Source organism: Levilactobacillus brevis ATCC 14869 = DSM 20054 (genome assembly GCF_001433855.1).
GTDB classification, from domain to species: Bacteria; Bacillota; Bacilli; order Lactobacillales; family Lactobacillaceae; genus Levilactobacillus; species Levilactobacillus brevis.
This window is the reverse complement of sequence record NZ_AZCP01000003.1, coordinates 328,146-347,177: the sequence shown is the minus strand read 5'-3', so window position 1 is coordinate 347,177 and position 19,032 is coordinate 328,146. Positions and strand designations below refer to the sequence as shown.

At 47.0% G+C, this 19,032-nt stretch carries 18 protein-coding genes and 1 tRNA gene; 9 read left to right on the top strand and 10 right to left on the bottom strand.

The genetic code is table 11. The features are described from left to right. The first annotated feature begins 3 nt into the window (after window positions 1-3). The gene (locus FC61_RS07435; protein ID WP_021740955.1) at window positions 4-852 is read left to right on the top strand and encodes a hypothetical protein; all 849 of its coding nucleotides are present in this window, start codon (window positions 4-6) and stop codon (window positions 850-852) included. Between the two features lie 474 nt (window positions 853-1,326). Next, window positions 1,327-2,619 carry a DNA/RNA non-specific endonuclease gene (locus tag FC61_RS07430; protein WP_042516706.1) on the top strand — a complete coding sequence of 431 codons (1,293 nt, stop codon included), beginning with the start codon at window positions 1,327-1,329 and terminating at the stop codon, window positions 2,617-2,619. A gap of 321 nt (window positions 2,620-2,940) precedes the next feature. On the opposite strand, the gene FC61_RS07425 is transcribed toward FC61_RS07430, so the two are convergent. The 6 genes from FC61_RS07425 to FC61_RS07400 form a co-directional block, all read right to left on the bottom strand. Continuing rightward, on the bottom strand, window positions 2,941-3,663 hold the full coding sequence (locus tag FC61_RS07425; RefSeq protein ID WP_021740958.1) for a GntR family transcriptional regulator: 723 nt from the start codon (window positions 3,661-3,663) through the stop codon (window positions 2,941-2,943). Between the two features lie 48 nt (window positions 3,664-3,711). After that, window positions 3,712-4,191, bottom strand: a complete 480-nt coding sequence (locus tag FC61_RS07420) for a GNAT family N-acetyltransferase (RefSeq protein ID WP_021740959.1) — start codon at window positions 4,189-4,191, stop codon at window positions 3,712-3,714. Window positions 4,192-4,205: 14 nt separating this feature from the next. Then, window positions 4,206-5,612 carry a C4-dicarboxylate transporter DcuC gene (dcuC, locus tag FC61_RS07415; RefSeq protein ID WP_021740960.1) on the bottom strand — a complete coding sequence of 469 codons (1,407 nt, stop codon included), beginning with the start codon at window positions 5,610-5,612 and terminating at the stop codon, window positions 4,206-4,208. Window positions 5,613-5,629: 17 nt separating this feature from the next. After that, window positions 5,630-6,568 (bottom strand): nucleoside hydrolase, encoded by a 939-nt coding sequence (locus FC61_RS07410; protein ID WP_021740961.1) that lies wholly within the window; start codon window positions 6,566-6,568, stop codon window positions 5,630-5,632. A 663-nt stretch (window positions 6,569-7,231) separates the two neighbouring features. Beyond that, window positions 7,232-7,303, bottom strand: a tRNA-Arg gene (locus FC61_RS07405). A 50-nt stretch (window positions 7,304-7,353) separates the two neighbouring features. After that, on the bottom strand, window positions 7,354-7,680 hold the full coding sequence (locus FC61_RS07400) for a hypothetical protein (protein WP_035464053.1): 327 nt from the start codon (window positions 7,678-7,680) through the stop codon (window positions 7,354-7,356). Between the two features lie 146 nt (window positions 7,681-7,826). Here FC61_RS07400 and FC61_RS07395 point away from each other — a divergent pair, with 146 nt between their 5' ends. From FC61_RS07395 to FC61_RS07375, 5 genes are all read left to right on the top strand, one after another. Continuing rightward, on the top strand, window positions 7,827-8,279 hold the full coding sequence (locus FC61_RS07395) for a MarR family winged helix-turn-helix transcriptional regulator (protein WP_021740963.1): 453 nt from the start codon (window positions 7,827-7,829) through the stop codon (window positions 8,277-8,279). 26 nt (window positions 8,280-8,305) lie between these two features. Beyond that, window positions 8,306-8,953, top strand: a complete 648-nt coding sequence (locus tag FC61_RS07390) for an NAD(P)H-hydrate epimerase (protein WP_015474460.1) — start codon at window positions 8,306-8,308, stop codon at window positions 8,951-8,953. A gap of 198 nt (window positions 8,954-9,151) precedes the next feature. Continuing rightward, complete coding sequence (locus tag FC61_RS07385) at window positions 9,152-9,499, top strand: ArsR/SmtB family transcription factor (protein WP_015474461.1); 348 nt, start codon at window positions 9,152-9,154, stop codon at window positions 9,497-9,499. A gap of 70 nt (window positions 9,500-9,569) precedes the next feature. After that, window positions 9,570-11,129, top strand: coding sequence for an MFS transporter (locus FC61_RS07380; protein ID WP_021740964.1), 1,560 nt, complete (start codon window positions 9,570-9,572; stop codon window positions 11,127-11,129). Between the two features lie 84 nt (window positions 11,130-11,213). Beyond that, window positions 11,214-11,777: a M15 family metallopeptidase gene (locus tag FC61_RS07375; protein WP_015474463.1), complete on the top strand. Its 564-nt coding sequence runs from the start codon at window positions 11,214-11,216 to the stop codon at window positions 11,775-11,777. Between the two features lie 116 nt (window positions 11,778-11,893). Here FC61_RS07375 and FC61_RS07370 read toward each other — a convergent pair whose 3' ends face one another. Then, window positions 11,894-12,520, bottom strand: a complete 627-nt coding sequence (locus FC61_RS07370; protein WP_011668907.1) for an LVIS_2131 family protein — start codon at window positions 12,518-12,520, stop codon at window positions 11,894-11,896. 131 nt (window positions 12,521-12,651) lie between these two features. Between FC61_RS07370 and FC61_RS07365 the strand changes: the two genes are divergently transcribed. Beyond that, a complete protein-coding gene (locus FC61_RS07365; RefSeq protein ID WP_039106212.1) occupies window positions 12,652-13,608 on the top strand; it encodes a linear amide C-N hydrolase in 957 nt (318 codons plus the stop codon). Window positions 13,609-13,766: 158 nt separating this feature from the next. Further along, window positions 13,767-14,240: a C40 family peptidase gene (locus FC61_RS07360; protein ID WP_011668909.1), complete on the top strand. Its 474-nt coding sequence runs from the start codon at window positions 13,767-13,769 to the stop codon at window positions 14,238-14,240. A gap of 134 nt (window positions 14,241-14,374) precedes the next feature. On the opposite strand, the gene FC61_RS07355 is transcribed toward FC61_RS07360, so the two are convergent. The 3 genes from FC61_RS07355 to FC61_RS07345 all read right to left on the bottom strand — a co-directional run bounded on the left by FC61_RS07355 (window position 14,375) and on the right by FC61_RS07345 (window position 19,029). Next, a complete protein-coding gene (locus FC61_RS07355) occupies window positions 14,375-15,979 on the bottom strand; it encodes an oligosaccharide flippase family protein (protein ID WP_021741604.1) in 1,605 nt (534 codons plus the stop codon). Between the two features lie 442 nt (window positions 15,980-16,421). Next, window positions 16,422-16,784 carry a helix-turn-helix domain-containing protein gene (locus tag FC61_RS07350; RefSeq protein ID WP_035464440.1) on the bottom strand — a complete coding sequence of 121 codons (363 nt, stop codon included), beginning with the start codon at window positions 16,782-16,784 and terminating at the stop codon, window positions 16,422-16,424. Window positions 16,785-17,058: 274 nt separating this feature from the next. Further along, window positions 17,059-19,029 (bottom strand): S9 family peptidase, encoded by a 1,971-nt coding sequence (locus FC61_RS07345; RefSeq protein ID WP_035464439.1) that lies wholly within the window; start codon window positions 19,027-19,029, stop codon window positions 17,059-17,061. Window positions 19,030-19,032: the final 3 nt, after the last annotated feature.

Here is a 19,032-nt window from a genome sequence, read left to right as displayed (position 1 = left end):
GTTATGCATTTAAAATCAATCATTATGACTTTGGGAGGAATTGGTATTGGGCTGTTGCTTGCTAGAGGTACAACCGCTACGGCCAATACACACTACCTGACCGGTGTCAAAAACCATAATTTTCTCATCACGCAACGCACATTGAATCTACCTAAAACAAAATACAAACGCGCTCTAACTATCCCCAAAGGGACAATCGTCCAAGCCCAGGGCGTTTCCAAAATCAATGATAAACTCACCACACACATTTACTTGAACACATTAAGTTACCATCTACGTCATAACTACATCGGACATGGTGAGGGATCAACTAAGAATATCGCTTTGACTACCAGTAATTTTAAAAAAGTGAAAGTACCACAGTACGTTAAGTACTACAGTACCCAACTAACCTATGCTGATAACATTGGTGTCAATTACACAGCTGATGGTAACCTTTATGCGGGTAAACAATATCCTAAGGAAACCGACCTACTATCCGCTAAGGCTGCTCGTATTACAGTTACCAGCGATGGCTACTTGGAATATTATGCCAACACTAAGGTCTTTTCGACTGTCGTTGATCCCAAACCAACTACCTCAGTTAAAATCACAAAGGTCACCGGCCCTGCTGATGGTAAAACCAACCTTTACACTAAACAACCCGTTCCCAATACTATTGGAAAACGGACCAGTAAAACTGGTACAGCGCAATATGTAACGACTATTAAACGTCTGTATCGGACCTACGCTACCGTCACAGCAACTGCTCGAGACAAAGCCGAAACCGATAGTATTGATATTTCGGCAGGTTATCAGGTCAATGGCAAATCTTACTTCATGTATCAAGCCATTTTCTTTCCCGAGGGATAATCATATTGGGATTCAAGGATGATGGGACTTTAGCTTAACAGTTAGCAGTTTTATTTTGCTTTATGTCGGCATCGTAAGCTTCTACCAAACTCTCAGTCACACTATAATGACTTCGTAAAAAATTTAGCATTACTACACCAAAGGCTTCGACTACGTGACGTAGACGAGGCCTTTTTATACGTCCATGTAAATAAGCTCTACCCATATACCCTATTGCCTCAGACTATTCTAGTGATGCTAACTAAAAACCATTTAACCCGAACACTTTAGTAACATCGGCTTTTCAAGAGTTCATAGACCAATTAATTTCGTTCTTTGATTATCAAACTTCACTTTCGCCGCTGAATTTCTGGTATGCTTAATTATGCAAAGCGATAACCTTAATGGCACTGTTTTATCTTAGTAAAATGACCACTGGGCTTGCTTACATAACCACTCTATCCAAATACCTAAATTCCCGAGGAGGAACTTTTCATGTCATCATTCGCATCATTCATTGGCGGACTCAGTCTGCTCATCGCCATTATTTTAGGCGTACTCTGGGTTGTCAATAAAATCGGTCACCGCAACACTAACCACCAGGGACGCAATGCGTTAATCGCCTTAGTAGTCGCCTTCATCTTCATCGGTATAGGAGGCGGCGGTGACTCAACTGCCAAGACCAACTCGGATAAAGCCAGCATGTCCAACTCGTCAAGCGACGCTTCCGTCACGGCAACCAAGCATGCGGCTACGACGCATAAGTCGGCCAAACGGCCCACAGCTAAGCATAAAACAGCCCCAACAGCCACGGCAACCACGTCTCGGAACAGTCAGGTACTTAAAAAACTTGTCAGCTATACCAATCATGAATCGGCTGGCCCGACTCAAGACTATTATTGGCAGTTAGGTAAGTCCCACACCACCGGATTCAAACATCTCAAATCTGGTGATTACCATTTTGCTAGTGATTCTCAGGGGCGTGCCGGCACCGCCCGCGCAGTTTTGACTTACGGCGAATACGCCGATTCACGGGGTTCCCGCCAAGGTTCCCCACTAGAACCAAGTAGTTGGCCAACGACCAATCCCAAAGTCGCTATCAGCTATGCCTTCACCGGTCATACCTACCACGGTTATCTCTATAACCGCAGCCATTCCATCGGCGATAGCCTACTGGGCGCCAAATCTTACACATCAGAAAACAACTTCACCACTGGTACCCGGCCGCAAAATGTTGGCGCGGACCAGGACGGTGGCATGCGTTATGCTGAAGAGACCGCGGAAGCTTATTGGGCGTCCAACCCGAACACCAGTGATACCATCAAGTACGAAACGACACCACTCTATTATCACAGTGAAACCATCCCCCGCGGTTCCATCGTGGACATTAAGTCATCAGATGGACAGATCAACACGGCGGTCGCTGTGATCAACTCAGCTGAAGGTATCAAGATTAACTACAATACCGGCAACAACAATGCCAAACCAATTAAATCGACCAGCCGCCGGTCCAGTCAGGCAACCCGCACCACCTCCAGCCACGGTTACGGGAGCAGTACCGGCAGTGCAAACCATAAAACAAACGCCACAGCCCGATCAACCACTCATTCAGGGACGAAATCAGGTCAGTGGACCGTCGCCGCAGCCGGCATGGTATACGTTTCTGATAGCCATAAGTATTATTCACAGGTTACGAACCCCGACAACTATACTTACGAAAGTGAGTCAGCAGCTCAATCCAGCGGAGCCACGCGAGCATCTCGCGGGAATCAGTACGCACGTCCTTAACGCCAACGGCCAAAGAACCGTGCCAATAACTGACTTTATTATGATTATGTATCACACGGTAAGCACTATGGAACTGTTAGCTTAACGGCTAACAGTTTTTATTTGCTCTTGTACACAATATGTGTGGCCTTTTCTACACAATATGTGTAGAAAATTTCTTTTCATGCTATAATGACTTTGCGAAGAAAGATGTAGCATTGCTACATCAAAGGCCCCGACTATGTGGAGTAGTCGAGGCCTTTTTTACTTCTGACGAATTATCAAACAACGAAAAGCAAAACACCTAACTAAGTGCAACTAACTAATTGGGCGTTCTTCTCTTTAATTACGGTTCGCATATCGATGTAGGTGCGCCCGAAACTGTTTAGCCGGAACATAGAACTTATTCTGCGCCAATAACGTTCCATCCGTTGTGAACAGATCTTCAGTCATAAGCATCAATGGGATACTCCCCTTAAACGGCCGTTTAAACGTCGTAACTGGCCGATCAGATAACGTTACCGTTAATTCAGAACTCGCTGCCAACTGATAGATTCCCCGTTCCAAGAAGTTTTGCATCCAGTCAGCATCTTCTAAATCTCCACCTTGTTCCGCAATGAGGCCCGGACGCATAATGGTAAGCTCGTTTGCTACATTACCGTTACCACTACGATACCATAAGTTAACGGTGAGGTAGAGCTGGTTCTCAGCACCTAGCAACTCATCCGTATATGAACTCGGCTTATTGATAAAATGATACGTTTCAACAGTTTCATACCCCGTCGTCAACGATTTCAATAGTGGGTTTTCCATCGTTTCAATTCCTTGATCATCACCGTCATAATCATCGCTCACAAAGTGACCTTGCCCGTGAACACTTCGAATCACTCCATCCTCTTTTAACAGTGACAGTGCCGTTCGTAACGTGACACGACTCACGTCAAAACTATTGGCCATTGTCTCTTCTGAGGGAAGCTTAGACCCCGGTGCAAACTGCGCGCCTTTTCCTTTAATCATGGCAAGTATCTGATTATAGACCTGGACATATCTTGGCGATCGATGCATAGTTAAACCCTCTCATTATCGTATTAATGTTCATTTTAGACTACACGCTTAATAAGAGACTGTCAAACGATCAAATTGAATGAACTCTCCTAGTTGCTCACGGCCCGGTGCTATATAACGGCCACATTCTTGAAAGTTCAATTTACGCAATAAATGAACCATCGCCACATTCGTGGGATGCGTTGCAATCTGAAAGTGCTGAACACCTTGCGAAGCACCAAGCATCATCAATTCACTCAAGATTTTTGTGGCCAATCCTCGACCACGGCCCGCTTCGTGTACCATCAGGCGTTTAAACACCCAAACATCCGTCCGTTGAGCCACAGTAACAGCCCCAATAATCGGTTCACCCAATACCAGTAATGATGCGGCTTGAATATCTATTCTTAGCTCGGAATCCGTCGGGTATTGGGACGTCCACTGCTGAACACCGGTCAATTGCATCTGTTGTTTAGCGTTCTTTAACAGGTTCTTCATTTCAACCAGGTCTGTCGTGCGCGCCACACGTAATAGCGACTGTTTCAACATGAGACACTCACTCCTTAGAACATCATCAAAGAAAGTACTAACATCATAATCGTCCCGAAGATCATCGGGACGGATGTTCGTTTTACGATTGAAACCGGTGACAATTTGGTAGTTCCTGCTACAATGAGGACCACCGCAGCAACTGGTGAAACCGCCCGTAAGAGGTTACCAGATAACTGCATGGGTACGGATAAGGCCTCGGGTTGAATTCCAGCGGCCTTTGCCAGCGGTACAATCAATGGAATCATTGCAAACAGTAACGCCATGCCCGACCCACTTAATAGAACAATGATCGTTGTAAAAATAACCATAATAATTGGCAGGATCACCCCAGAACTGCTCATGTTCTTCATCATATTTTGAATCATGTCAATAATTCCGATGGAAGTCAGCCCTTGGACGAAGACAGACGCAGAGACCAGTAGAACTACGATACCCATGACATTTCCCATCCCGTTAAAGAAGGCACTCGTTTCTTTCAAAACGATCTGTAACTTGCGCTTAGAAATCAATTCGACCAGAACAGCAATTACAAAACTAATCAGGGACACTACTTGCACACTAATATTTAAGTTCTTGTGTGCCACAATGTTAACGAAGAAGACAATTAATAACAAAACAATTGGAAGCAATGGCAACAACCCATAAACGAAATTACCAAATACTGAACGGTGAATTGTCTCTGTTACCGCTGCTTTTTCAGTAGCATCTGCCATAGTTAATTCATCTTCATAAGATAAGTTTTCTAAGTGCTTTTTATCTTGGTACTTTTGCCAGAAGTAGTGAACTACCGCAATCACCAACAAAGTTGGAATCGAAACCATAGCGTGGTACCGGAAGACGTAATCCGTCACAGGTAGATGTAATTGGGTTGCAATCGCCACATTATCAGAACCCAACGGTGTTGGAATAATCGTTGCCGATGTTGCAATAACTGCGGCCGCACTCAATCGCGACATGTTGGCCGAGCGCAACACTGGATACAGGGTTGCTAATAAAATAATAGCTAAATTAGAAGCACTCGGAATCACCAACGACAGTAAGTTTCCAATTAGGAACACAATCGGAATCAAAATATAAACTGATTTTATTTTTGCGATTGGCTTCGTCAACGCGTGAACGGTCACTTGGTTAGCACCAATGTGGTTCATGTAGGCGCTGTACCCACCCAAAATTAAGATAACAAACCCGGGACCGACTAACGTTGTCGAGAATTGATCAACTAGTGCTTGGAACGGATCTAACCATTTAGCTCCCGTGCTGACCGTCAGTTGAAGCTTCTGGCCCATCAGAACGGCAACGTACATGAGGATCAAACCCAATGACATCAACGTCATCTTAATGTCATTTTTCTTTAATAACATGTATACCAAAATACTAACGGCGATAATTCCAATGATCGAAATTAGTAACGCATTCATTTAATATTCCCCCATTTCTAATTGTTTGTCTCTTGAATGGCCCTGACGAACCAGTCTTCAAACGCTGATAAATCAACGCTGATAGCCACCGTAGCGTTTGCCTCTTGGTGTAAGTACCCTTTTAAGTCAATGAGTGATGCTCCTGCTGTTAATCGACCTTGTGTTTCAATCGCCACCGTGGTGTCAACGGTTTCAAAAATATCGGGAACCAGGACCAATGCAACTGCTAAAGCATCATACATGTTCAAGCCAGTGCGGAAACTACCACCGCGGTACTTCGAAAATAACTGATAAAACATATCGCCGACTTTCCCAAAGTCTTTAATTTTGGCTGATGTAGCTGGCATGATCTTAGCCTGCCGACCAATTTCCATTGGAACTACTTGCAGGTTCAAACCACTTTGGAAAACGATCTTGGCAGCTTCCGGATCTGATCCAAAATTAAACTCAGACAAAACACCGAAATTTCCCCGGCCCAATGCACCACCCATCATGACGACCTTGTCAATGTTAGGTAAATCTTGGTGGTACTGATGAATGTACAACGCAATATCCGTCAATGGACCAATTGCGATTAAAGTGACAGGAAATTCACTAGTAGTGACCACCTCATGCATAGCTTGTGCCGCCGTGACTGAGGTATCCGGAACCAACGTTGGTTCTGGAAAGTCGTAACCTTCCATCCCTGTTTTTCCATGAACTGAACTGGCATCTTTCAGTTGACGCAATAGCGGTTGCCGACTTCCCGGAACAATTCGAATATTTTTCTCGAAGAATGTCAGAATTTTTTGGGTATTCAGCGTGGTATATTCTAGCCCCACATTTCCTGCAACTGGACAAATCAGTTGAACATCCAGATTATCACTAGCGGTAGCTAACGCAATGGCCACGGCATCATCAATGCCAGGATCGGTACTGATAATTACTGGACTTTTTTTTGAAATTGTATTGGACATTTCATTCACTCCTAATAGTTAAAACGTTTTCATTTAACTCCATAACTATACAACGTTGTATTAAAAAATACAACGTTGTTTTACTATTTCTTGGAAAAATTTTTCATCTAAACAATCTAATCAGGTTCGAAATCACTATTATATCAGCCTTCATCGGCAATCAAAACGATTGAAGTCAAGTTATTCTAAATAGAAAGCTTTTACCAAACAATTGCAAAAAAATAGACAACGATATTTACCGTTGCCCATTCTCAACACAATTCATCTTTACCTATACAATTGACACCAGAGAAATCGATCAACCTGTTCTATCTTAACAGCTGTCTAAAAATCATCAGGGACCGTCATCCTGAATTGACCAAACTGTTTCCCCGAAAGGTGGCGCAATCATGCTTGAAAATTAAAAAGCACACACTCTGACACTACAACAGCCAAGATTTAGATTTACGTTGACGTTGACGTTGACGTTGACGTTGACGTTCCTAATGTTACATTTCTTTCAACACACGAGAAGTTTAAAAACCAATTAAATAGTGCAAAAGCAAGCGACAAGCGTAACCTTAAGAACCGAACATCGAAAACTTGCACAAAATAAATTTTCGTATGCCATTAAGAGATCAACTTATCGCTATTAAATATTATTAATTCAACAGCTTAACCTAATGCGCCCCCCGAGAGTCGAACTCGGATCATGAGGACCGAAATCTCATGTGCTATCCATTACACTAAGGGCGCTTGATCTCTTCTAGTGTAATCCAAAATCACAGAAAGCGCTACCCCATTTTTTACCGTGCGCCAGATGCTTGAATCGCGGCCTGTTCTAACCGCTGTAGCGTAGTATCCGCATTCTGCCGAAAGTCAGCCACGAACGATGCCCCTTGCGGCTTAATCACTGCCATTTGGTCGCCATTGATGTCCGTTACCGTCAAGGTTTCTTCCTGCCAAGCCACCGAATCATAGTGTCCATCTTCAATCTGATCCAAGAGGTTTTGGCAAATATCCAAAACTGCCTGGCGAATAATCTCGTCTTCACTGGCGACCTCTCCGTGTTGCTTTAACTGTAACTGGCGCATTTGCACCTCATCCATATCCATCGGTATTTGAATAAACACAGTGTTGCCTCCCATAAATTAGTTTTGCTACTATTCTATCACTTCCAGCGGCAGATTAGAGCTAAAGCGTTTATCGTTGACCCCCATCTGGTGTAAACTAAGGGCATAGTCAAAATAACTTTTTTGCCAAGGAGGTGGGGCAACTCATGGAAGACTCAATATTAGACTTTACCACGAATTTGGCCATCCTCCACCGGCAGTTTCAGCGAGCGATGAACCAGCTTCTTGAAGCCGACAAAATGCCCGTTAACATCACTGAATTTTATTTACTGGTCTTAATCTCCGAAACGCGTCAGTTAAATCAACGCCGGGCGGCTTGGACGATGGCCGTCGATGAGGGATTAATGGCCCGCATGGTCCACCATCTAGTCGAACTCGAACTGATTCAAAAAGAAACGGATCCCCGCGACCGCCGCAACCGGCGCCTACAACTCACGCCGTCTGGGCAAGAACTCGTTCAACAAGCCATCACCGTCTTACACGATTGGTGGCAACAGGCGACTCCCAATCAATCTGATTTCGACTACGCCGTCATTACGGCTCAGCTTCAGCGGTTATCATCGCGTGTCTTGCAAAAGCAACAGGCCAACAACCATTAGTTATTCGATTCTAAGGAGGGATTTCAATGAGTAAAGCGATTACGATTGCCGAAGCGCAACGCTACGATGCCCACGCGACCAACGTGATTGGCATCCCCGCCATGGTCCTCATGGAACGGGCGGCTTTAGCAACTTTCAACAACCTCTTAAATGATGATTTTGACCTTGACCGTGTCGTCGTTGTTGCTGCTACGGGTAACAACGGTGGCGATGGAATCGCCGTGGCACGCCTCCTCAAAATTCGCGGAATTGACGTCACCATTTACCTCTTAGGTGACCCCGAAAACGCGACACCCCAAACTAGCCAACAATTAAAGATTGCCAATTACTACAATATCCCGGTCACAGCTGATCTCAATCAGATCGTTAACGCCACTCTAATTGTGGATGCCATCTTTGGTGTTGGACTGACCCGCGACGTTACCGGCAAATTTGCTGATGCGATTAACGCTATCAACGCTGCCGATGCTAAGACCGTCGCCATCGATGTTCCATCCGGCATCAACGCTGATACCGGCGCCGTCATGGGCGTCGCAGTTGTCGCCGACAGTACCACCACTATGGCTTACAATAAGATTGGCTTATTGACCACCATTGGTAAACAACATGCTGGCACTATTCACGTGGCCGACATTGGCATTTACGCCCAAGATCGGGTCGAACACGCCCGCTAATTGGGAGGTCAGCTTACCAAGTCCAACTTTTACTCGAAATTCAGCACCAAATCGTGTAAAGTAAAAAGTGTGAAAGTTGCATCAATTATTTTGCGCTTTCCGACTACCTTAAAAGTCTCAGGCCTTTTGTGCCTGAGACTTTTTCGTTACGTACATTTAAAAAAAGATTGACATGTACGCACACATGCATATAATTAAATGCAAGAGGTGATACCCATCACAACACAATACGATGCCGATAAATGTCGCCAATGGATTCAAGATAATGTTGATATTGATTTTTTTCATGCGGTGAGTGATCCCGCACGTAGTCAATTGTTAGTCCTCCTTGCTAGCACCGGAGAACAAACGATTGGGGAGATTGCTGCAGCCTTCCCCCAAAATCGATCGGTGATTTCGCGTCACCTAGACTACCTCAATCGCTTTGGGGCTGTCAGTCGGCGAAAGGTCGGCCGCGAAGTCCTCTATAAGGCCAATACTGAAGCCATTGTCGCTAAATTCGAGCAAACAACAGATCATATGAAGGCAGTCATTCATAAACTGTGACTGCCTTTTCATTGATTTTATATGTGCATGTGTGTGTATACATACTTAAATAAGAAAGTGAGCCGTCATTATGAATTCATCTAAGCAATCTAAATGGTACGTCTTAGGAACCGTCAGTCTAGCGGTCTTCATGGCTATGTTAGACATCACCATCGTTAACGTCGCTTTACCAGACATTCAAAAAAGTTTCACCGTGAGTTTCACGTCCCTTCAGTGGGTCCTTAATGCCTACACTTTGGTCTACGCCGTCATGCTACTCCCCGTTTCCAAGCTAGGTGATCGACTCGGTCGTAAGTGGGTTTTCCTCGGCGGGTTAGCCCTATTCATCATCGGTTCACTCGCCGATGGCTTAGCCACTAGCGACACTTGGCTAAATCTCGCTCGGGGCTTCCAAGGAATTGGTGGTGCCGCCATGATGTCACTCTCGCTATCCATTGTCACGGCCTCCTTTCCCGCTAAACAGCGGGGACTTGCCCTAGGCATCTGGAGCAGCGCCGTGGGTTTAGCGGTATCAGGTGGTCCCCTCATTGGTGGTATTTTAGTCGACACCTGGGGCTGGCGCTCTATCTTTTGGATTAATGTTCCCATTGGCCTATTCGCCATTATCATGGGCCTCATCTTCATTACAGATCGTGCGCGGCAAGAAACGGCCGCACTGGATTGGCTCGGTTTACTTTTAAGTGCGCTCATGATCTTCGGAACTGTCCTGGGATTAATTCAAAAGGAAATGCATCCCAGTTACGCGTGGACCAATAGTCACTTGATAATTTGGTTCATCATTGCCCTGATCTCGCTAGGCGGCTTTATCCTCGTTGAACGCCACGTGAAAACCCCGTTGGTTGATCTGACAATCTTTAAGTCTCGCACGTTCATTGGCGCTAACATCGCCGCATTTACGCTTGGCGCCGGACTCTATGGCGGCTTTACTTATCTCTCAATTCTCATGCAAAATTATATGGGTTACTCGGCTTTCGAAACCGGCTTAAAATTACTACTAATCAGCGTCTTTACGTTAGTATTGGGTCCCATCACCGGATTGCTTTCGGATCGTATTGGTAACCGGTGGCTAATTAGTCTAGCGCTATTCATCGGCATGGCCGGAATCCTAGTCATTAATGCCCTGCTTAAGACCCCCTTCAAGTGGGCCTATCTCTACCCCGGTTTCATTCTCTTAGGTATTAGTAACGCCTTAGTCAATCCGCCAATTTCTAGTGCTGCCATGGGGGCAGTCGATGACCGCCACATCGGGATGGCCTCTGGTATTATTAATGTCTTTCGCCAAGTCGGGATTTCCTTTGGTGTTGTCATCTTAGGCATTAGTGTCACTAACGGCTATAACGACAAATTAGCTCATGGATTGTCTCAGCTAACCACATTACCCGCCCTCATCAAAGCACCACTTACAACCATGTTACACAAGGCCGGACCCTTTGCTGGTCAGCAAATTTTTACAGATCACCGGGTTGCTGCCTACCGTGAGCTTCCCGTCTTTAATGAGATCAAACATCTCGTCTACCAGGCCTTCAATGCCGGGATGCATCAAGGAGACTTGATGATTGCGATCTTTCTTGGCATCGGTGGCGTAGTCGCACTCCTCCTCATTAAGGACCCGCGTTCTGCCCAAAAATAACCGCTTACAAAACTTAAACCACAATCCAAGCTTTTCTCATCATAAGCCGGTATACTGGGGGTAATTTCTTATTGGAGGTGCCCCATGTCAGAACTAGAAACTGGTTTTACCAACGTCCAAGCGCTGGACCCCGGCATTTTGGTTGACCTGCGCTACGCCACCACAAATAACTTTACTCACCAAGTGGTCTATGATTTTACGACGGCCATCGCTCGCACCGGAACAGCTAAAAAGTTAGCCGTTGCCAGTGCCGCCCTCCGGCAACAAGGCTACCGGCTAAAAATCTGGGATGCTTATCGCCCCGTAACCGCCCAGCGCCGACTCTTTGACGTCTACCCCGATCCCAGCTTTGTTGCGGAACCCGATCCGAACTTCTCACACCAAAAAGGTGTCACGTTTGATCTCACACTATGTGACCTAGACGGTAACGAACTTGAAATGCAAACGGCCTTTGACGATTTTACGGCCGCTGCTCACCGGGACGCCCCACGAACGGCCATCCAAGAACGACATTACCAAATTTTGGATCAGGCAATGCGAGCGGCCGGATTCGTCGGCTACGAAAATGAGTGGTGGGACTATCGGGACAGTCAAATGGACGCTTATGGTCCAGCGACTGCCAATCCAGATGACTACGCCCTACCTTGAATCAGGTAACACTAAAACAACTTTAATCAGCGATACCATTGCTAAAAAAGCGATTCTTACAGAAGTTAACGTTCTGCAAGAACCGCTTTTTTAATTTATCATCCAAAATTTCGTTTTTATTTACGTAACATAAAGGAGTGATCGGGAATCCGAATCAACGTAAAGCGACTAGCCAAGCGCCCCGCGTGCAAACCGATGCCATTAACAAACGTCTTCTTATACGTTGTCTCGACGACGCCCACCCACGCCTTTTGATGACGTTGATCGTATTTCGCAACCTTTTTAGCGTCCCATTTGTATGCAGATGCTGGCAGGTTAATGGCCTTCTTACCATCCGAGACCGTCGAATCCGTACTGCTGACCTCGTACTTTTCGCCCTCAGTCAGGTACGTATACGTCTGCACGGGTTGCTTGCCCGTACTGTTATCGACCGTCACGTAGTAAGCCGAGCCACTCCCACTGCCCGTGTTAATGACCAATGGCTCATAGCGTGTCGTTTGGGTCACCCGGTCGCCTAACTGATTCACATTTTGAAAGAACGTCGTGTAGCTCATCCCCCCAAAAAACAGTAGCCAAACGACCAGTTCAATCGTCGAAATAGCCAAGTTGCGCCACGAGAAACTATGGTGTTCCTTCACGATGAGCCGAATGCGGCGAACCCGCATGTCATGCACCATCCAAATTAACGTTACGAGGACCAGCACCCACAGCGCCATTCCCACTAAGTTCCAAGTCGATTTCATTTTCCCAGTTCCCTTCCAAAAATCAGCCTTATCAATTAAGCTTACGAGATTCAATCTGGGAATACAAGCGTCATTCCCAACAAGTTTGGCGTATACTTAGCCTAATTATTACTTTAAAGGAGGAATCCCCCGTGTGTACTAGTTTAACCTACACCTCCGCCACGGGCCACCATTTTTTCGCCCGGACGATGGATTTTCCCACTACGACTCCTTGGCGGCCCGTCTTCTTACCCCGTTACTATCACTGGGAAACGGCCTTACATGCCACCCGGACCACCCAGTATGCCATTCTCGGTGGCGGGCGGATTGCCGCCGATTTTTCGGTCTACCTGTTAGCGGACGGTTTTAATGAAAACGGTATCAGTTGTGCTGAACTTTATTTACCCGGGATGGTCGACTACGCGCCCACTCCTGTAGCAGGCCAAATAAACCTAACCCCTCAAGACTTCATCAACTGGGCCCTCGGCGAACACGCCACTTTAGCCGCAATTGTGGCCGATCTGCCGCACGTCACGTTGGTGGATCAGCCCTGGGGGACCGACCGCTACGTTTACCCGTTTCATTGGATTCTCAGCGACCGTTCCGGGCAAACACTGGTCATCGAACCCACCGGTGGCCCACTAACAGCCCAATTAAATCCGGCTGGTGTCCTCACTAATACACCAATATTGGCTACTCACCTGAGAAATCTCAATGACTTTTTAGCCGTTGACGCCCCAGACTTTTCACCAGCAACCATTGCGGCCGCTCGATCGTATCTGGTTAGCGGCCAACCGTTACCAAGCGGTCCCGTGCCGACCAACCGCTTCATTCACACGGCTATCCGGCGTTGGGGCAATCCGCCAGCAACCACCACCGGCGCGGCTATCACCCACCTTTTTCAGTGGTTAGCCGAAGTCCAACTCCCTTATCAGCCCGAACGACGCCACGATCGGAATCATAATTACACGCACTACCGGGGAATTTGCGATCTTGATACGAAGTCGTACCTCTTTATTCCCCGAACAACGGGTCGTTTGCAACAAATCACATTGACCCCTGAAATGGCGGCAGGTCGGCATTTCCCTCACGCTTTCCCGGCCAATTAACGGCAAATGTTGCAACCGCCCCAACACCTTTAATCCGATTGATAATGGTTTGAGACAATTCTGTAACAACTCCCTGATAGTATTAAACACGTTGATTCGAAACGGAAAATATTTAATACACCAAGACATTAAAAAAATTAAGGAGTTTGTTTACATTTATGAAGAAGACGCTGACTGATATTATCTTGACTTTGGTTGCCACTGTTGCTTTTGCAATTGCTGGGTTTGCCATCACTGAACCTGTCGATGCCAATGCGGCAACGATGTCTTACGACAAGATCCACAAGGTCGCTAAAGCCCAATTGGGTAAGCCTTATGGTTGGGGCTCTACTGGTCCTTCCCGCTTTGACTGCTCTGGTTTTACCAGCTACGTCTACAAAAAGGGCGCTTCCAAGAAGATCCCTCGGACCGCTCAAGCACAATACAACAAGTACAAGCATGTGAGCTACAAGAACATTAAGAAGGGTGATTTGGTCTTCTTCGGCGGCTCCAAGCACTCTATCTCTCACGTTGGTCTGTACGTTGGCGGCGGCAAGATGATCGATTCTCAAAACCGCGGTGTCGTGACCGAAGCCGTTCACGCCCCTTGGTGGCACGCTGTTGGTTATGCGCGCGTCGGTACAGTTGCTTAATTAGCGTCTTCATAAACGAACGACTTCTAAACCAGTCACACTCATCTGTGGCTGGTTTTTTTGTGAAAAAAACGCCCGGATCAACGTCCCGGGCGTTTTGTATCTACGACTATCTACTTAAATGTGAACCAAAACTAACGCCGCACTGTCAGCGGTCGTTTAAAAATCAACTGTGCCACACCAAACCGGTTAGCCAACCAGATGTACAGTCCAATGGCGAGCAAGCCCCAAACACCGACATAGATCATGGCCAAGAACTTTCCCGTAAAAAATAGCGGGCCGAGCCACCATTGCGTGCCATCAATCAGCCCCGTTAAGATGACCGCGAACCACACATTAAGCTTTACAATGGGCCAAAGTAGCTGTAAACGCAAGGCATAGCTTTGACGGATAATGTGCCAACTACGCCAAATAATCCAGCCAAAGGCCAAGCTAGTTGTCAATAATGCCCCATAACCTTGCCACAAATAGACTAATGGCAATTGCAAAATCAGCTTAATACCTAATCCACTTAATAAGTAGATGGTCGCTTTTTTACTCATGCGTAAAGCTTGCAAGGTGGTCAAGAGGTCCAGCGCTAATCCTAAGATTAAGCTTTGCCAGCCGTTGGCAATCAAGTACGTCGCACCCGCGCTGTCGAAATTAAAGAAAATCCCGTAAGTTGGATAGGCCAACAAGCTCACCAACACCACTAACGGCAGTAAGACGAAGGTTAATAATTGAAAGTTGTTCGTCAACAGCGCCGTAATTCGCTGCCGGTTGGCTTTCAAATCGGCCAGTTGCCCCGCAAGTAACGGTAAGGAAGTTTCTGCTACCGCCATCGCTAACGAGACCAGTACCGTCGTGATCTTATTGGGATTAGCCGAAAAGATGGTAAACACATATTGGGTCATCGTCGCCGTTTGGTGCAGGATTCCTTGCATAATCTGCTTGAAAAATAATTGGTCCACTAACTGACTCAGGGTAATCCCCGATCCCACAATGACAAAGGGAATCGATTCAACCCCGACCATCTTCAAGAGATCCCGGCCAGCATGCTGCTTGCTCGTTTCACTTGCTGCCGCTAACTGGCGATAAGTATGTCGTTGCCGCCACAAATGACTGAGCAAATAGGCATAACTAGCCACCGCCCCCACAAATGCCGCCGCGACACTGACAAAGACGGCCAATACATAGCTCTGTTGGCTCCGCTCGATAATCCAGTAGGTTCCTGCCAAAATCACAATGATCCGAATAAATTGTTCCCATAGTTGAGAGATACCAAATGGCTTTAAATCGCCATTGCCTTGGAACCACCCGCGTAAAATACTCATTGACGGTAGAATCACAATTGCTGGTACTAAACAACGAATCGCGATGGTGGCATTGGCAACCGAACTGACGGGACTATTAGCCGCCAAGATGGGCGCCAATCCATACAACAGGACGCCACAAATCACGCCTGACACCGCCATAAAACCAAAACCCGTTAACGCAATTCGCTTGGAATTTAAAAAGCTCCCCTCACCATTAAAGAAAGCCACCCGGCGGGCAATTGCTGAGGGAAATCCCGCCGTTCCTAGTGCAATAAATAACGCATACGGCGTGTAGGCGGTATTAAATAACGCCTGTGCCACAGTCTGATGCTGAGGCGAACCAATCATTGCTAACCAAGGAATCAGGTAGATAACCCCCAAAACCCGTGAAAAAATACTACCAAACGAGAGCCAAAATGACCCCGAAATAATTTTTTTATCCATAAATAACTGCTCTCATATTTAATCTAGCGATTTAAAACCACCACTAGCCAGAATACCCCACTCCTTTGCCTCTGTACATAACCAACGGCTACCAAACGGGGAAACATTGAGGTCAACGGCACTCCTAGGGCCAGCAAGTCAACTTTCTAAGTTTTCTTAAATTAATGTCTGTTTGCCAGCGGTTGTGGCTATCGCAAACTTATCAGCTGTATTGGGCCCATCTTCCAGACACATGACTTCCAAGCTAAGATTGGTTGGAAGTGTTCTTGCCGGGCTTAACTCGTGGTACCATACCACACCACAGTAGCCCACCACAGTAGCCCGGCGGAAAGCGGCAAATGAGCTCAGTACTGTCATTATCTTTAGGGCGCGTCAGATACATTCCAATTTATTTTATCTCAATCTAATGAGCGTCAGACACTTATTCCCAAACAAAACTGGTTTAATGACCAAAGAACACGCCAATCACGCCAGCCAGCGCCACTAATGCCCACCAGTAATTGGCCAAAAACTCCCAGAAATTCATCGGGTGACCTGTGGTTGCCCCTGCCGGTTCCGGCTGATCGAATGTCGCCTCAGTTTCTGTCTGATGGGTCGCGGTTGAGCGACCACTGACTAGTTCGTCCAGGCTCACCCCTAATACCGTCGCCAGACTAATCAGCGTATCTAAGTCGGGAGTCGTTTCCCCTTGTTCCCACTTCGACACAGACTGACGCGTTACAAATACCTGACTAGCTAACTGTTCCTGTGATAATCCCGCTTGTCGTCGTAACTGGCTTAATTGCGTATTAAACTTATTTTCCATTTGTCCCATCTCCCTTACTTTTCAGCAAGTATACCGGTTATCTTTCAAGCAACCTAGCAACGATCTGCTATTTTTTCGCAATTTGCCCGTGCTCATTGCGCACGTCACAGTTGCCATAATGGTTGCGCGCCCTACAGCAGCAAGCCATCACATATCTTCTTTCATCATACACTCACGAAACAAATATCTAATTTTAAATAACCGGTTAGGTCAGTCACCAAAATAAAAAAGGCCGTGACCTTCGCCACAGACCTTTCAAAGCCTAACTGTAAACTTAGTGTTTAACTGTTGGGTGCGCCGTAAACCACTCTGTCATATCGTCTAAACGTTGTAGTCGCAGATTGGGCAACCCATTTCGTGACACCCCGTGAAAACTTTGGGGATACCGAATCATGTCAGCATCCACGCCATGGCGTTTAACGGCGGTAAAGTATTCCTCCGACTGACTAATGGGACAGCGCATATCCCACTCGCCGTGTAATAACCGAATGGGGGTTGTGACCTGCTGGGCGTATGCCAATGGCGATTGCCGCCAGTACGACGCCACGCCACCTTCCGCAAAGAGGTCCGTTCCCAACTCTTCTGGATTGAAATAAAACCCAATATCACTGGTTCCAAACAGACTAATCCAGTTCGTCACTGGTCGTTGGGCAATCGCCGCCGCAAAGCGCTTGGTATGCCCAATCGCCCACGTTGTCATAAAGCCACCGTAAGACCCGCCGGCAATGTATTGGCGGTCCGCATCTAACTGTGGGAACTTCTGTAACGCCACGTCCAGACCCGTCATGACATCCGAAAAATCATGCTCGCCGTAGTGACCATTGACATCACTTTCAAAGTCTTGCCCATAGCTAGTTGACCCTCGTGGATTGAAAAATACCACGCCAAATCCGCGACTCGCGTGCACTTGAAATTCATGGAAGAAAGTTTCGCCATAGTTACCATGTGGTCCCCCATGAACGTACAACAGGACCGGTTGCTTCGGGGCCGTGGTTTGGGCCGGTAAATACCAACCCTCTAACGCCTGCCCATCAGCCGACTCGAAGTCAAATCGTTGGGGGTGAGCAAACGTATGGGTTTCTTCATAAGCCGCATTAGGATTATATAAGACCCGTTCCGTCTGTTGTGTTAAGTCGCGGGTCACCAATACACTCGGTTGATCTTGATAGGATACCGCCAAGACCACCGTGTGCGCGTCAACCACATCGAAGTCCACAATCTGCCGCGCCGTGTTATCCACACGTTCAATGCCGTCGGTTGCATTGCCCACATACAGCTGACTATGGGCGTGATAGACTGCTGTGAAGACAACGCGCTCAGAATCCAACCACCGTACCAGCTTGCTTCCTTGTTGCTGAATGAAGTCTGCCGCCATTTCTGGCGCTGGGTCAGCCGCTAAGTCTGCTGTCAGGTTTTGCATCTGGTTACCAGTCCGGTCAACCACATAGACATTAGCTACCGTATGCCGACCGAACGTCCCATCATCACCCACTAGTGCGACCCGTTGTCCATCTGGCGATAACGTGGCATCTTCAAAGCGTCCAGCGGCAATACTGGTAGTCAACTCGATGGTCTCGCCGGTTGTCGCATCATAACAATAGGCGCCCCGCGCAAAGTCACGATCGTTATCGGGTTGGACGTCATGTAAGACTGTGACATAGCGTCCGTCAGCACTGACCGAGGTCACATCAAAGTCAAACCCGTGTTGAAATAATTCCGTTACGGCGCCCGTTTCTGGCTGATAGCACCGCAAGCGATAGGTCACATTCAGCGGTAACCAACCATAGCCATCGGCCTTGTTGATTAGTCGGTCAACGTGGCGCGTTTGCGGAAAGGCCTGCGGACTAGGTAATTTAGGCTGTTCGGCAGTCGCCGTGGTTTTAAAATAGACATACTGACCGTCAGCACTCGCCAACACCGTCGTCACCGCTTCTTCAGCAGCGGTCGTTAACTGTTCCGGTGTCCCACCAGCTAGAGAAACTCGGAACAATTGGGCCTTAGCATCACCTACATTGGCAGCATAGTAGACTTGGTCCCCCACAATTACTGGCTGGACAGCCAACTTGCCGGTCGTGGCAAGTGTTTGCTGGTGGCCTTGCAGATCAACGCGCTTTAGATCCGCTAAGTAACTGTTACTAGCCTGATCGACGCGGTTTTCCACAACCACAACTTGACCAGCAGCAACGGTCGGTTGGGTGACTGATTTTAATCTAAATAAATCCTGTGCACTGACGCTTCGTGACATACG

What these genes read in the sequence shown, in the direction of transcription:
- FC61_RS07435 (WP_021740955.1), top strand. Translation starts at nt 4, where the DNA reads ATGCATTTAAAATCAATCATTATGACTTTGGGAGGAATTGGTATTGGG.
- FC61_RS07430 (WP_042516706.1), top strand. Translation starts at nt 1,327, where the DNA reads ATGTCATCATTCGCATCATTCATTGGCGGACTCAGTCTGCTCATCGCC.
- FC61_RS07425 (WP_021740958.1), bottom strand. Translation starts at nt 3,663, where the DNA reads ATGCATCGATCGCCAAGATATGTCCAGGTCTATAATCAGATACTTGCC.
- FC61_RS07420 (WP_021740959.1), bottom strand. Translation starts at nt 4,191, where the DNA reads ATGTTGAAACAGTCGCTATTACGTGTGGCGCGCACGACAGACCTGGTT.
- dcuC (WP_021740960.1), bottom strand. Translation starts at nt 5,612, where the DNA reads ATGAATGCGTTACTAATTTCGATCATTGGAATTATCGCCGTTAGTATT.
- FC61_RS07410 (WP_021740961.1), bottom strand. Translation starts at nt 6,568, where the DNA reads ATGTCCAATACAATTTCAAAAAAAAGTCCAGTAATTATCAGTACCGAT.
- FC61_RS07395 (WP_021740963.1), top strand. Translation starts at nt 7,827, where the DNA reads ATGGAAGACTCAATATTAGACTTTACCACGAATTTGGCCATCCTCCAC.
- FC61_RS07390 (WP_015474460.1), top strand. Translation starts at nt 8,306, where the DNA reads ATGAGTAAAGCGATTACGATTGCCGAAGCGCAACGCTACGATGCCCAC.
- FC61_RS07385 (WP_015474461.1), top strand. Translation starts at nt 9,152, where the DNA reads ATGCAAGAGGTGATACCCATCACAACACAATACGATGCCGATAAATGT.
- FC61_RS07380 (WP_021740964.1), top strand. Translation starts at nt 9,570, where the DNA reads ATGAATTCATCTAAGCAATCTAAATGGTACGTCTTAGGAACCGTCAGT.
- FC61_RS07375 (WP_015474463.1), top strand. Translation starts at nt 11,214, where the DNA reads ATGTCAGAACTAGAAACTGGTTTTACCAACGTCCAAGCGCTGGACCCC.
- FC61_RS07370 (WP_011668907.1), bottom strand. Translation starts at nt 12,520, where the DNA reads ATGAAATCGACTTGGAACTTAGTGGGAATGGCGCTGTGGGTGCTGGTC.
- FC61_RS07360 (WP_011668909.1), top strand. Translation starts at nt 13,767, where the DNA reads ATGAAGAAGACGCTGACTGATATTATCTTGACTTTGGTTGCCACTGTT.
- FC61_RS07355 (WP_021741604.1), bottom strand. Translation starts at nt 15,979, where the DNA reads ATGGATAAAAAAATTATTTCGGGGTCATTTTGGCTCTCGTTTGGTAGT.
- FC61_RS07350 (WP_035464440.1), bottom strand. Translation starts at nt 16,784, where the DNA reads ATGGAAAATAAGTTTAATACGCAATTAAGCCAGTTACGACGACAAGCG.
- FC61_RS07345 (WP_035464439.1), bottom strand. Translation starts at nt 19,029, where the DNA reads ATGTCACGAAGCGTCAGTGCACAGGATTTATTTAGATTAAAATCAGTC.